This window comes from Aestuariivirga sp., from assembly GCF_046093005.1.
Taxonomy (GTDB): domain Bacteria; phylum Pseudomonadota; class Alphaproteobacteria; order Rhizobiales; family Aestuariivirgaceae; genus Aestuariivirga.
The window spans coordinates 1-13,666 of sequence record NZ_JBJTER010000110.1 but is presented as its reverse complement, the minus strand read 5'-3'; the positions used below and the strand labels follow the sequence as shown (position 1 = coordinate 13,666).

Annotated in this window: 13 protein-coding genes; 6 read left to right on the top strand and 7 right to left on the bottom strand. The window is 65.9% G+C overall.

Features of this window, described 5'->3' with window-relative positions; genetic code table 11:
- Positions 1-110 (top strand): IS3 family transposase (locus ACKOED_RS09725; RefSeq protein WP_408915809.1); only part of this gene is annotated, 110 nt, incomplete at its 5' end.
- Between the two features lie 115 nt (positions 111-225).
- Here the strand turns inward: ACKOED_RS09725 and ACKOED_RS09720 are convergent.
- From ACKOED_RS09720 to ACKOED_RS09710, 3 genes are all read right to left on the bottom strand, one after another.
- Entirely contained in the window at positions 226-351 is a 126-nt protein-coding gene (locus tag ACKOED_RS09720) for a hypothetical protein (protein ID WP_408916398.1), read from the bottom strand.
- 57 nt (positions 352-408) lie between these two features.
- Complete coding sequence (locus tag ACKOED_RS09715; protein ID WP_408916397.1) at positions 409-2,190, bottom strand: M3 family oligoendopeptidase; 1,782 nt, start codon at positions 2,188-2,190, stop codon at positions 409-411.
- Between the two features lie 95 nt (positions 2,191-2,285).
- Positions 2,286-4,094, bottom strand: coding sequence for a heavy metal translocating P-type ATPase (locus tag ACKOED_RS09710; RefSeq protein ID WP_408916396.1), 1,809 nt, complete (start codon positions 4,092-4,094; stop codon positions 2,286-2,288).
- 231 nt (positions 4,095-4,325) lie between these two features.
- On the opposite strand from ACKOED_RS09710, the gene ACKOED_RS09705 reads away from it, so the two are divergent.
- The 3 genes from ACKOED_RS09705 to ACKOED_RS09695 all read left to right on the top strand — a co-directional run bounded on the left by ACKOED_RS09705 (position 4,326) and on the right by ACKOED_RS09695 (position 9,400).
- Positions 4,326-5,831, top strand: coding sequence for a sigma-54-dependent transcriptional regulator (locus ACKOED_RS09705; protein ID WP_408916395.1), 1,506 nt, complete (start codon positions 4,326-4,328; stop codon positions 5,829-5,831).
- Positions 5,832-5,878: 47 nt separating this feature from the next.
- A complete protein-coding gene (locus ACKOED_RS09700) occupies positions 5,879-7,774 on the top strand; it encodes a murein L,D-transpeptidase (protein WP_408916394.1) in 1,896 nt (631 codons plus the stop codon).
- 174 nt (positions 7,775-7,948) lie between these two features.
- Complete coding sequence (locus tag ACKOED_RS09695) at positions 7,949-9,400, top strand: DUF882 domain-containing protein (RefSeq protein WP_408916393.1); 1,452 nt, start codon at positions 7,949-7,951, stop codon at positions 9,398-9,400.
- An 83-nt stretch (positions 9,401-9,483) separates the two neighbouring features.
- Here ACKOED_RS09695 and ACKOED_RS09690 read toward each other — a convergent pair whose 3' ends face one another.
- From ACKOED_RS09690 to ACKOED_RS09680, 3 genes are read right to left on the bottom strand one after another with little or no spacing between them, the layout of a single operon-like run.
- Positions 9,484-9,756: a DUF2312 domain-containing protein gene (locus ACKOED_RS09690; protein ID WP_408916392.1), complete on the bottom strand. Its 273-nt coding sequence runs from the start codon at positions 9,754-9,756 to the stop codon at positions 9,484-9,486.
- Positions 9,757-9,773: 17 nt separating this feature from the next.
- A complete protein-coding gene (locus tag ACKOED_RS09685) occupies positions 9,774-10,073 on the bottom strand; it encodes a DUF1244 domain-containing protein (RefSeq protein ID WP_408916391.1) in 300 nt (99 codons plus the stop codon).
- A gap of 19 nt (positions 10,074-10,092) precedes the next feature.
- On the bottom strand, positions 10,093-10,848 hold the full coding sequence (locus ACKOED_RS09680; RefSeq protein ID WP_408916390.1) for an N-formylglutamate amidohydrolase: 756 nt from the start codon (positions 10,846-10,848) through the stop codon (positions 10,093-10,095).
- Between the two features lie 143 nt (positions 10,849-10,991).
- Between ACKOED_RS09680 and ACKOED_RS09675 the strand changes: the two genes are divergently transcribed.
- Positions 10,992-11,456: a DUF1036 domain-containing protein gene (locus ACKOED_RS09675; RefSeq protein WP_408916389.1), complete on the top strand. Its 465-nt coding sequence runs from the start codon at positions 10,992-10,994 to the stop codon at positions 11,454-11,456.
- Complete coding sequence (gene pyk / locus ACKOED_RS09670; protein ID WP_408916388.1) at positions 11,456-12,871, top strand: pyruvate kinase; 1,416 nt, start codon at positions 11,456-11,458, stop codon at positions 12,869-12,871. The genes ACKOED_RS09675 and pyk overlap by 1 nt, the downstream gene beginning before the upstream one ends.
- A gap of 136 nt (positions 12,872-13,007) precedes the next feature.
- Here pyk and ACKOED_RS09665 read toward each other — a convergent pair.
- On the bottom strand, positions 13,008-13,666 hold a 659-nt coding region (locus ACKOED_RS09665; protein WP_408916387.1), incomplete at its 5' end, for a methylenetetrahydrofolate reductase.

Sequence of the window (13,666 nt, the reverse complement as noted above, 5' to 3'; positions counted from 1 at the left end):
AGGCCGATGTGTTCGATTACATTGAGTGCTTCTACAACCCCAAGCGCCGGCATTCCACGCTCGGGTACATCAGCCCCATTGAGTTCGAGAGGAAGGCGGGGTTAGCTTAAGTGCATGTCCACGGAACCGGCAGCAGGCCAGAACGGCCAGCAGCGGCGCAACGGACCCACCCCCTCACCCTTCCCTCTCCCCCACATGCGTGGGGGAGAGGAATGCAGTCTTCGACTACATCCGCTCCAGCTCGTCGATCATGCCGGCATCGGCCTCTTCCCAACAGGCCACCTGCAGCCGCGCCATTGCCGCCGCATCGTCAACGGCGGGCACGAGGAAGATGATCTGCCGCGTGTTCATTTTCTCATCCCTATCCCTCGCCCCCGCGCCAGCGGGGGAGAGAAATGCAGTCTTCGACTACATCCACTCCAGCTCGTCGATCATGCCGGAGATCACCGACAGGCCCTTGTCCCAGAAGGCGGGGTCGGTGGCGTCGAGGCCGAAGGGTTTCAGGAGTTCCGCATGATGCTTGGTGCCACCCGCCTTCAGCATGGCGAAATACTTTTCCTGGAAGCCCTGGGCACTTTCCCGGTAGCGGGCATAGAGCGAGTTCACCAGGCAATCGCCGAAGGCATAGGCATAGACATAGAAGGGCGAATGGATGAAATGCGGGATGTAGCTCCAGAATGTCTCGTAGCCCTCGCCCAGCACGATGCCGTCGCCCAGGCTCTCGGCCTGCACCTCAAGCCAGATGGCGTTGATCTGCTCCGGCGTCAGCTCGCCCTGCTTGCGGGCGGTGTGCAGCTTGCGCTCGAAGGTATAGAAAGCGATCTGCCGGACCACGGTGTTGATCATGTCCTCCACCTTGGAGGCCAGCAGCGCCTTGCGCTTCTTGGGATCCCGCGTTTTGGCGAGCAGCGCCTGGAAGGTCAGCATCTCGCCGAACACGCTGGCAGTCTCCGCCAGGGTGAGCGGTGTCGCGGCCATCAGCGCGCCCTGCGGCGCGGCCAGCACCTGATGCACGCCATGGCCCAGCTCATGAGCGAGCGTCATCACATCCCGCGTCTTGCCGAGATAGTTCATCAGCACATAGGGGTGCGCGGAAGGAACCGTGGGATGCGCGAAAGCGCCCGGCGCCTTGCCGGGCCGGGCCGGCGCGTCGATCCAGTTGCGGTCGAAGAACTGCGCGGCGATTCCCGCCATCTCGGGCGAAAATGCTCCGTAGGCGGAGAGAACCATGTCCTTCGCCTCGGCCCAGGGCACTTCGCGGGTGTCTTCCTGGGGAAGCGGCGCGTTGCGGTCCCAGTGCATGAGCTTGTCCTTGCCAAGCCACTTCGCTTTCATGCGGTAATAGCGGTGCGAAAGCTGCGGGTAGTTGCGGCGCACCGAGGCGACCAGCGCTTCCACCACTTCGGGCTCCACCCGGTTCGAGAGGTGGCGGGCGTCCGCGATGTCCTTGAAGCCGCGCCAGCGGTCGGAAATTTCCTTGTCCTTGGCCAGCGTGTTGGTGACCAGCGTGAACAGCTTGATGTTCTCGCCGAAGGTTTTGGCCAGCGCCTCCGCACCGGCCTTGCGCTTGGCCTCGTCCGGGCTCTGCATCAGGGTTAGCGTGGGTTCGAGCGTCAGCGTCTCGCCCGCCATCTCGAAGCGGAGCCCGGCCATGGTCTCGTCGAACAGCCGGTTGAAGGCTGCCGCCGAGGTCTGGGATTTCTCGAGGAACAGTTCCTCAAGCTTGTCGTCCAGCTGATAGGGCTTTTCCTTGCGGAGATTGTCGATCCACGGGCGGTAATGGGCCAGCGCGGGCTCGCGCATCGCGGTTTCGAGCGCGGCTTCGTCGATGCGGTTCAGCTCGAGTTCGAAGAACAGCAGAATGGCGGAGATGTCCGTGAGCCTTTGCGACACATCGCCATAGAACTTGCCGCGCTGCGAATCCGTGGTGTCGCCCACGTAATAGAGCTGGGCGTAGGAGCCGGTGCGGCCCAGGAGATCGGAGATCGCTTCATAATCCTTGAGCGCCTGGGCAAGCCCGGCGCCGTCAAGGCCAGCGAGCTTGCCGCGGTATTTCTCCGCGAAGGCCTTGGCCATCGCCTCGCCCTTGGCCATATCGGCGGCGAAGGCGGGGGCGTCGGGTGAGGGGTAAAGATCAGCGAGGTTCCATTCGGGGAGCGGTCCGAGGGTCTGGGCGGCGGCGGCGGTCATGGGCACTCCTTGCATGAGGTGTGGCGCTGATATGGCCCAGCAAGGCCGCTTCGGCAACCGCCCGTGCTGCTGGCTTACCGCGATTTCACCTGCCGCTACCGCAGCGCCCGCAGCGCGTTGAGGATCACCGCCACGTCGATCGCCTCCTGCAGCAGGGCGCCCGCCACCACCGGCAGATAGCCCAGCGCCGCCGCGATCATGGCCGCGAGCGACAGGCCGAGCCCGATATAGACGCTCTGCAGCGCGATGGCGCGGGCGCGGCGGGCGGCGGCCAGCCCCTCGGCCAGCCGCGTCAGGTCATCCACCAGCAGGACGGCGTCGGCGGATTCGCTCGCCGCCGCGGAGCCGGTGGCGCCCATGGAAATACCGACATCGGCCGCCGCCAGTGCGGGCGCGTCATTGACGCCATCGCCCACCATCAGCGTGACGCCAGACTTCCGCTCGGCGAGCACGATGGCCACCTTCTCATCCGGCTTGAGGCCTCCCCTCAATTCGTTGAGGCCCAGATTGCCGCCCACCCGGTCGACCACCGCCTGCTGATCGCCGGACGCCAGCACGATGCGCCGGATGCCCGCATCGCGGAGCGCGGCCAGCGCGGCGGGCGTTTCGGCGCGCACCGCATCGGCGAGCAGCAGATGGCCGGCGAAACGGCCATCGACCGCGACCCCGGCCAGGACCGTGCCCGCCGGATGGGCGGGACGCGCCAGCGCGCCGCCCAGCTGCCGGGCCACGAAATCATGCCCGCCAACGATCACCGCATGCCCATCGACCTCGCCCGCCAGCCCCTCGCCCGCCGTCTCGCGCACCGCGGTGGGAAAGCTCAGCTTGAGGCCGCGTTCGCGGGCGGCGGTCACGATCGACAGCGCGGAAACATGCGCCGAGGCCTGTTCCAGGGAGGCGGCGAGACGTAGGATTTCTTGTTCCGGGAAGGGACCGGCAGGAAGGATGCCGGCAAGCGCGGCGCAGCCGCGGGTGATGGTGCCGGTCTTGTCAATCACCAGGTTGACGGCCCGCGCCATGGTCTCCAGCACCGGCCCGCCTTTCATCAGAAGGCCGCGCCGCGCCGCCTTGCCCATGCCGGCGATGATCGCCACCGGAACGGCGAGGATCAGCGGACAGGGTGTGGCCGACACCAGCACCGCCAGCATGCGCAAGTGATCGCCAGTCACCAGATAGGTGCCGCCGGCCAGCGCCACGGTGACAGCCAGGAACAAGAGTGCGAAGCGGTCCGCAAGGCGCACCATCGGCGCCTTGGCGGCCTGGGCCGCCTGAACGAGGCGGACGATGCCGGCATATGTGCTCTCGGAGGCGGGCCTGGCCGCGCGCATGTCGAAGGCGGTGTCGAGCGAGCGCGCGCCGCTCTGCACCTGATCGCCCTCGAGGCAGCGCACCGGAACCGATTCGCCGGTCAGCGCCGCCATGTCGAGCAGCGCCTTGCCCGAGGAAACATGGCCGTCGACCGGCACGATGTCCCCCTGGCGGATCAGCAGCCGGTCACCGGGCACAATCTGGTCGATTTCCACTTCCGTCAGGTGGCCGTCGTCATAGCGGAGCGCCGTCTTGGGCACCCGGGCCAGAAGCGCCCGCATGTCGGCGCGGGCCCGGTTGGCGGCATAGTCTTCCAGCAGCTGGCCGCCCGCATACATCAGCGCCACGACGCCCGCCGCCAGCGGTTCGCCGAAGGCCAGCGCGGCCGAAATCGACAGGCCCGCCACGATATCCAGCCCCACTTCGCCATGGGCCAGCGAGGTGACGATCTGCGCGAGCAGTGTTGCCAGAACCACGGCCGCCGCCGCCGTCCAGATCCAGTATTGGCAGGCGTCCAGCCCGGCAAACGGCGCCGCCAGGCCCAGCACCAGGCCCAGCGCGGCGATGACGAACAAAGCAATACGAAACCGGCTCACATCACGCCTTTCGGTTGCGGATTGGCACTAACCATTAAGTCTTAACTCATACAACATCCGCGGGCGGTTTGCGCCTGTGCCCAAACGTGGCTCGCCGTTAACAGCGCCTTTACCCTTGGCTGTCAGCTTATGACCCAAGGGGAGGCGAGTCGCGCTGGCTCCGGGCTTCTGTCCGGAACGTCCGGGGCGCCGCTAGCCGAGGCAACACCAGAAGAAGAAGATTAAAGGCGCATGGCTGTCCGCGTTCTCATCATCGAAGACGATCCCGCTCAACGCAGAATTCTCGAGGAGATGGTCCGGCGCTTCGGCTGCGAGCCGATGCCGGTCGACGGCGGCCATAAGGGGATCGAGGTGCTGAAAAGCCCATCCGGCGGCGGCATCGAGCTGGTGATCCTCGATCTCAACATGCCCGGCATGAGCGGGCTCGAGTTTCTCGAAAAACTGCAAGCCGTTCGCGGCGATCTGCCGGTGATCGTGCAGACCGCGCAGGGCTCGATCGAAACCGTGATCAGCGCCATGCGAGCGGGGGCGGATGATTTCGTGGTCAAGCCGGTGAGCCCCGAGCGCCTCAGAATATCGGTCCAGAACCTGCTCAAGGTCAACGCGCTGACCGAGGAGGTGAAGCGGCTCAACAAGAAGGTCGGGGGCGCGCTGAGCTTCACCGACCTCATTGCCTCCTCGCCGGCCATGGCCAATGTGCTCAGGCTGGGAAGGCGCGGGGCCCAATCCGGCATCCCGGTGCTGATCGAGGGCGAGTCGGGCGTCGGCAAGGAGATGATCGCCCGCGCCATCCAGGGCGAGAGCGACCGGGCGGGCCGGCCCTTCGTGGCGGTGAATTGCGGGGCGCTGCCGGAAAATCTCGTCGAATCGATCCTGTTCGGCCACGAGAAGGGCGCCTTCACAGGCGCCACGGCGCGGCACGCCGGCAAGTTCCAGGAGGCCGACGGCGGCACGCTGTTCCTTGACGAGGTGGCGGAACTGACGCTCGACATGCAGGTGAAGCTGCTCCGCGCCATCCAGGAGGGCGAGATCGACCCCGTCGGCGCGCGCAAGCCGGTAAAGGTCAATATCCGGCTCATTTCGGCCACCAACCGCGACATGATCGAGATGGTGAAGCGCGGCCAGTTCCGGGAGGACCTCTATTACCGGCTGAACGTGTTCCCGATCATGGTGCCGCCGCTGCGCGAGCGCAAGGAAGACATTCCTGCTCTCGTGGACCATTTCATCACCCGCTTCGCGGCGGAGGAAGGCCGCAAGGTGCGCGGCATCGCGCCGGATGCGCTGGACCTGCTTCGCGCCTATGCCTGGCCAGGCAATGTGCGCCAGCTTGAGAACACCGTGTTCCGCGCCATGGTGCTGTGCGAGGGCGACCGGCTGGACGTTGAGGATTTTCCGCAAATCGCCTCGCTGGTCGAAGGCTATGAGATCAAGATCCCCCCTGCCCCGCAGCTGGCCCCCAAGCCTGCCCTGCCCAGGGGCGAAGCGGCGATCGCCAGCGGCGCGCCGCTGCCGCGCAAGGGCGGCACCGCGGTTTCGGACGGCATCGCCTTCGGCATTCCCGCCGTCACCGAGGGCGGCCACATCCGCAAGCTCGAGGAGGTTGAGGCCGACATGATTCGCCTGGCGCTGGCGCGCTACCAGGGCCAGATGTCGGAAGTGGCCCGCAAGCTGGGCATCGGCCGCTCGACGCTCTACCGCCGGATGAAAGACCTTGGCCTCGAGGAGGCCAGCGGCTAGTCTCACGGCATGGGTTTGGCCAGAGTGACAGCACCGCAGGTGAGACGATGAGAGCGCGCGTCAGTTTGGGGGTTTTGGCGGGCCTCGCGGCCCTCGCCGTGAGTGGCCTGGCGGCAGCCGAGACACCGGCCCCGAAGCGCAGCTCAGGCTTCCTCGAAAACCTGTTCGGCGGCGAGCGGGCCAGCAATCCCGACGGCGGAACCGCAAAGCGCCGGCAGATCAACCGGCGGGCGGAGCGTGACAGCCTGTTCGGCGCCTTCTCCCGCGACAGGCGAACCCCGCGCGTGGTGGTTTCCGATGCCGACCCGGAGCCCGACCCCGGCCTCGGCATGGGGAACCTCACCTATGTGCCGCCGAAACTGGTGGGTTTGAGCGGGCTCACCCTGGGCGCGCCGCGGCCCATGGGCGCGGCGGAAGCCGCCATTTATGACGCGCTGGCGGGCGAAGGCGCGTCGCTCCGCGTGCTGCCCGCCGCGCGCGATGCGCTGCTGGCGCATTATGCCGCGCAGGGCTTCAAGCCCGTATGGCTGAAGGACGGCAAACTGAGCGAACGGGGGGCGGCGGTGCTGGCACTGCTGGCCGCCGCGGATCAGGACGGGCTCGATCCGCGGACCTATCTGCCCTCCGGCCTCGAGGCTTACACCGCAAGATTGCCAGAACATGATCCCGCCGCCATGGCGCGGCTCGATATCGATCTTTCTGGGGCGGCGCTGCGCTATGCCCGCGACGCATCCGGCGGGCAGTTCGACCCGCGCGGCCTGTCGCGCTATAATGATATCGATCCGCCGTGGATCGCGCCCGGCGAGGCCCTGAAGGTCATCGCCTGGTCGCCCTACGCGGCCGATTATCTCAAGAGCCTGCAACCCTCGCACCCGGCCTATGCGGCGATGAAGACCGCGCTGGCCGAGCTCCGCGCCCGGGAAACCGGCCCCGGTTTCGCGCCCATACCCGCCGGTCCGGTCGTCAAACCCGGCGGCATCGACCCGCGCATTCCCGCCCTGCGCGCCAGGCTGACAAGCCTCGGTTATGAAGCGGAGCCACCCTTCGGGTCAGACCCAGCGCTTCTCGATGAGCCCTTGTCGGAGGAGCTCCGCCGCTTCCAGCAAGCCGCGGGGATCAAGATGACGGGCGCCTTTGGGCCGCAGACGCTGGGCGCCCTGAACAAGGGCTCCTCGGCCAGCAACATCGACAGGCTGCGCGACAACATGGAGCGCCTGCGCTGGCTGCCGCGCGAACTCGGCCGGAAATATGTGTTCGTGAACCAGCCGGCCTTCGAAGCGAAGGTGATCGAAGACGGCAGGCAAGTTTGGGCAACACGGGTCATCGTCGGCAAGCCCAACACCCAGACCGTCTCCTTCCATGACGAGATGGAACTCGTGGTGTTCAACCCCTCCTGGGGCGTGCCGCCATCGATCATCGCCGGCGAATATCTGCCGAAGCTGCGCCGCGACCCCGCTTATCTCGACCGGATGGGCTTCAAGGTGGTGAACCAGCAGGGCAAGGTCGTGCCGTCGCGGTCGGTGAACTGGGCGGCTTATGGCCGCAAGGTGCCCTATGGCATTCACCAGCCGCCTGGCGAGAAGAACGCGCTGGGCGAGGTCAAGTTCCTGTTTCCCAACCGGCACAACATTTACATGCACGACACGCCCGCGCGGGAACTGTTCGAGGATGAGGTGCGGGCCTTCAGCCATGGCTGTGTGCGCGTCCAGAACCCGCGCGAGTTCGCCGCGGTCGTGCTCGGCTGGAACGCCGGCGAGGTGGCCGCCCACATCGCCTCAAAGGGCAGCGAAACGATCAAGCTGAAAACCAAGCTTCCGGTCTACATTGCCTATTTCACGGCGTGGCCCGATTCCGCGGGCAATATGAGGTATTTCAACGACATATACGGCCGGGACAAAGCCATGGAAACGGCCCGTTCCGCCACGGTGGTGGCCCAGAACTAGGCGGTTTTTCCTGTTAAATGCTTGTTAAGCATAATCATTTACCGTTTTGACCAGCCGCCTCATGGCGGCCTTAGTCTTGTTTGAAACGCCGTTCCAGTGTAAGCCTCTCTCCGGGATGGGGTTGGCAGACTGGACGGAGACCAGGGAAACCGGGTATCCGGTTGTGAGTGGGGTATGGGTTTGCACGTCAGGAAGGCCGGTCATCTCAATTTGATTCAGCGCTGGAAAAAGGCGGCCACGGCCGCGGCGGTCGCGCTGGCCTTCGGCCTCAGCGTGGTCATTGGCTCGCCAGCCGCCGTACAAGCGGGGGGCGAAACCCGCACCCTGTCGCTCTACCAGGTCCACACCAAGGAGCGGCTCACCGTCACCTACATGAAGAACGGGAAATATGTCCCGTCCGCCATGAAAAAGCTGAACTATTTCCTGCGCGACTGGCGGCGCAACGAGGCCATCGCCATTTCGCCCAAGACCAACGCCTTTCTCAAGAAGATCGGCCGCAACGTGGCGCGCAAGAGCCAGCACATGATCGGCAACGCCATCGACCTCTATTTCCCGGATGTGCCGACCGTGAAGATCCGCAATTCGGCGCTGGTGCGTGAGATCGGCGGCGTCGGCTACTACCGGTCGGGCGGCGGCCCCACCGGTTTCGTGCACATCGATTCCGGCCGTGTCCGCCACTGGGGGCCGGCCATCAGCCAGGCGCAGATGGCAAAGATCATGCGCGACTACCGCAAGACCGTCGGCGCGCGGGTCAACAAGAAAGGCATGAAGGCGGTGCCTGAGACGGAAATCGCCGAGGCCGACGCCACGGCGACCAGCCTGCCCTCGCAGCAGGCGGAAGAGGCCGGAACCGAGGCCGCCGGCAAGAAGAAAAAGATTCCTCTCGAAACCGCCTACACCGAGGATGACGAAGAACTGGCCGGCATGAGCGCCGATGCCTCCGCCGCCCCCGCCACGCCCAAGCTCAAGCCCGCCGTGGAGGGCGAAGCGACCGCCGAAGCGGCCACCGGCGCCACCGCCGAAGCGACCGCCGACGGCGAAGGCATCAGCAAGGGCTATCCCGCGCCGAAGCCGCGGCCCAAGCCCATCGAAGTGCTGATGATGGCGGCCGTCAACATGAAGATCGAGCCCGCCTCTGCTCCGCCGCCGGACCAGTCGGCGCGCCACTCCAGCCAGCCGCTCGATGGCAGCTCAATCGGCGTGGTGATCGCCGCCGAGACCATGACCGAGACCGGCGATATGGACGGCAACGGCAAGACAAGCCTGGCGGAAGACCTGATGGACGGCGAGGCCGAGGGTGTGCCCACCATCCGCACGATTACCGCGTCAGCGGCCGGCGATGACTTGTTCTGGTGGCCGCAGCAGCTGATCTTCGACAATGCCAAGGCTGTCCGCCGCGACGGGGCGCCGCAACAATTCGCCGAGAACGGCCTGTCCGACCCGTTGCCAGGCGTCAGCGACGCGCCGGTCGCCGCCCAGCCGCGGATGCCGCGGCTCGCAGTGGCCAACACCGCTGCATTTCCAACCGATGGCGGCGCCGATCTGGCCTCATCCGGCGGCCCGGGTAAGGGCGACCTTCCAGTCTCTCTGATGACGATCGGGCGGACGGCGCAACAGCAGAACTGACGGCCGCTGCGGACGGGCACTCTTCTGATCGACAGGCGTCGGCGCGATCCAAAAGAGCAGATTGAAGCAGTCCGGCGGAGGCGCTACGCCGCCTCCTCGGCGCTGCCGGGGATCATGCCCAGCGCGGCCATATAGACATCCAGCATGGACTGCTCCTCGGCGCGCTCTGCGGCTTCCTTGCGGCGCAGGCTGATGACCTTGCGGAGAATCTTGGTGTCGAAGCCATTGGCCTTGGCCTCGGCATAGACTTCCTTGATGTCGCCGGCGATGGCTTTCTTCTCTTCCTCCAGCCGCTCAATTCGTTCGACGATGGCCTTGAGCTGGCCGTGGGCAAAACCTGTCTTGTTTCCAGCCATGATGCTTTCCCGGAATCCTAGTGTTTATGCGATTGCGCGAATGCCGCCTGCTGCTGCTCGCTGGCGGCGGACTGGTGCCTGGCCTTCCATTCGTCATAGGGCATGCCATAGACCATGGTGCGCGCTTCCTCGCGGCTGACCGCGAGGCCCCTGGCCCTGGCCGCCTCCTCATACCAGTTGGCCAGGCAGTTCCGGCAGAAGCCGGCCAGATTCATAAGGTCGATATTCTGCACATCGGTGCGGTTGCGCAAATGCTCAAGCAGGCGGCGGAAGGCCGCCGCTTCAAGTTCCGTCCGGGCGTTATCGTCGATGTTCATGGCAATTTCCCCTCGCGGTTCATGGCATCGCGGGATCGTTCATAATCGGTTCGACCACCCGCGCCAAACGTTCCACCCATTCATCCACACCTGTTTTGGCGCCGATCAGGTCCTGGCGCACCTCGATCAGCGCATGCGGAAGCCCTGTCAGCGTGCCGTGGGTGTGGAGTGTGTCGCCTTCCAGCGCGCCGTGATAGGGCTCATTGTCGCCTACTGTCAGGCCCTGGGCGCGGAAGCCCGCGATCATGGCGCGGGCTGACCGCTCGTCGCGGTCCCACAGGATGCCCACCTGCCATGGCCGCAGCCAGCCGCGCCAGACTGGCGTGAAGGAGTGGATCGACACCAGAAACGGCATCAGCCCCCTGCTCTTGACCTCGCCGATGGCGGCGGCGATGGCCTGGTGATAGGGGCGGCAGAAGCGGGCGATGCGGTGGACCCGTTCGGCCGCGCTCAGATCGCGGTTTGCGGGCACCACCGCGCCGTCCGAAATCTGCATGATGAGAGTGGGATCATCGAGGCCGCGGTTGAGATCGATCAGCAGACGGGAATAGCGCGACAGCACCGCGGCGGCCCCGAGCCGCCCGGCGAGACCAAGCGTCAGTCCGCGGGCCCCGATATCATAGGCGATATGGCGTTCGAGCTGGGCCGGCGCAAGGCCGAGCCCCTGATACTCCGGCGGCGCCGCGTTGGAAGCGTGGTCGCAAAGCAGGATCAGCCGGGACGACGCGTTTCCCGTTACCTTCTCGTAAGCTTCGGCCGCCAGAATCTTTGCCATGGACTGGCCATATAGTTGAGGTTATTCGGACAGTCATTGGGTTATTCGGCGGTTGGCCAGAAGGGCTCCATTCCCGGGTTGACGCCGTTAAGGCAGGTGGCGAAGCTATGCGTGATTCTGAAAGAAATTCCGGAGGCGTTTGAATGCTACGCAATATGGCGCTCGCGGCAGGCGCGCTGGTGACGGCCGGCGCAATGGTTTCCCCGGCTCATGCCGAACTCAAACTCTGCAACAACACCGAAAGCCGGATCGGCGCGGCGGTTGGCTACAAGGATGAGAACGGCTGGGCGTCCGAAGGCTGGTGGACGGTGGCGCCCGGCAAATGCGCGGTGCTGTACAACAAGGATCTCATCGCCCGTTACTATTATGTTTACGCCATCGATTATGACAAGGGCGGCCACTGGAGCGGCGAATCCTACATGTGCGCGCGCGACAAGGTGTTCACCATCCGCGGCATCGAGGATTGCGAAGGCCGCGGCTACACCAGAAAAGGTTTCTGGGAGGTCGATACCGGGGACGAGAAGAACTGGACAATCTCCCTCTCCGGCGCCACGACCGAGCCGCCAAAGCCGGCCGCCGCAGGTGACAACGCCGCGCCGGCTCAGTAATGCGCCGCAACCGCAATGTGAAGATCGTGGCGACGCTGGGCCCCGCGTCGTCATCGCCGGAAATGCTGGAAAAGCTGTTCCTCGCCGGGGTCGATGTGTTCCGCATCAACATGAGCCACACGCGCCATGACCTGTTGCGGCAGCTGCACCGCGACATCCGCGCCGTTGAAGCGAAGCTGAAGCGCCCGGTCGGCATCCTCGCCGACCTGCAGGGACCGAAGATCCGCATCGGCACCTTCGCCGCGAAGGAAGCCCACATCGAGGCCGGCAGCCATTTCGTGTTCGACGCCGACGCGACGCCGGGCGATGCGGCGCGTGTCTACCTGCCGCACCCTGAGATTTTCGCCGCCGCCAAGGCGGGCGACAACTTGCTGCTGAACGACGGCCGGCTGCGCGTCGAGATCATCGAGGCCGCGCCGCAACGGCTGCTGACGCGGGTGATCTTCGGCGGCACGCTCTCAGACCGCAAGGGCGTCAACCTGCCGGATACGGTGATCCCCATCCCGGCGCTGACCGAAAAGGACCGCGCCGATCTCGAGGCCGCGGCTTCGACGGGCGTCGACTGGATCGCGCTGTCCTTCGTACAGCGCGCCGACGACGTGGCGGAAGCGCGCAAGATGATCGCCGGGCGGGCCGGCGTCATGGCCAAGATCGAGAAGCCCGCGGCGCTCACCGTGCTGGACGAGATCCTGGAAATCGCCGACGGGCTGATGGTGGCGCGCGGCGATCTTGGCGTCGAACTGCCGCTCGAGACGGTGCCAGCGAAGCAGAAGCAGATCACCCGCGCGGCGCGGAGGGTCGGCAAGCCGGTGATTGTCGCCACCCAGATGCTGGAATCGATGATCACCGAACCGGTGCCGACGCGCGCCGAGGTGTCCGACGTCGCCACCGCCGTCTATGAGGGCGCCGACGCCATCATGCTGTCGGCCGAAAGCGCCACCGGTGCCTGGCCCGACAAGGCGGTGGCCACCATGGACCGCATCGCCCAGGCGGTGGAGCGCGACTCGCTCTACCGCGGCATCATCACCGCCCAGCGCTATGAGCCGCAGGCCACCAGCGCCGATGCCATCTCAAGCGCGGCGCGGGCGATTTCGGAAACCCTCAAGCTGGCGGCAATCGTCTGCTACACGGGCTCCGGCTCGACCGGGCTTCGCATGTCGCGCGAGCGGCCGGACACGCCGGTGATCGCGCTCACCCCCATTCCGGCAACGGCGCGCCGCCTCGCCCTGGTCTGGGGCCTGCACTGCGTGCTCACGGAAGACGCGCGCGATCTCGACGACATGGTCACCAGGGCCACCCGCATCGCCCGGGAGGAAGGCTTCGCGGAGAGCGGCCAGCGCATCATCATCACCGCGGGGCTGCCGCTCGGAACGCCCGGCGCCACCAACATGATCCGCATTGCTTATGTGAATTAGTACGGCGCAAGGGCGCGTGGCAGGCGAGGCGAAGAAACCGCGATTTCATCACCCCCGGACCTGATCCGGGGGTCCTCTTTGGCGGTCACGAAGAAGATGCCATGGCCAAGCCATGGCATGACGCGTTTTGCGTTTCTCAGCCCCTGATGCCGTCCAGCCAGCCGAACAGCTTGTCGAAGCCGCCGAACGGATAGAGATGCGGGGCGGCAATGCCCAGCTCCGGGCGTCCGAAGTGAAGCTGCGCGAGATCCGCCACGAAATCGTCCGGCGTGTTGACGGTCAACAGCCGGGTGATGTTCAGCGCCTGCTTGCGGATGAAGCGCGCGGAATTGCCGACCCCGCACATCGCCGCGTATTTCACCAGCGTCTTGATGGTGGCGGGGCCCGGCACGCCGACATGGACCGGCAGGGTGATGCCGTTACGGCGCAAGCCTTCCGCCCAGTCCGCCAGCGGCGCCGCCTCGAACAGAAACTGCGTGGCGATGAAGCCCTCAAGCCCGTGGCCCATGAGATAGGCCTGCTTTTCCTTCAGCGCCGCCAAGAGTGCTGCTTCGCCATGCGCCTTGGTGATGTCAGGATTGCCCTCGGGGTGGCCGGCGATGCCGATGCGGGTCACGCCATTGGCCTCGAACACGCCGGTGGCGAGCAGCTGGATCGCCGCGTCGTATCTGCCGAAAGGTTCAGATGCCCCGCCGCCCAGCACCAGCATCGTGGTGGCCCCCGCCCCGGCCAGCGCCTGGACGCGGGATTTGAGGTCGGCCTCGTCAAGAACGAAACGGGCGGGCACATGCGGCA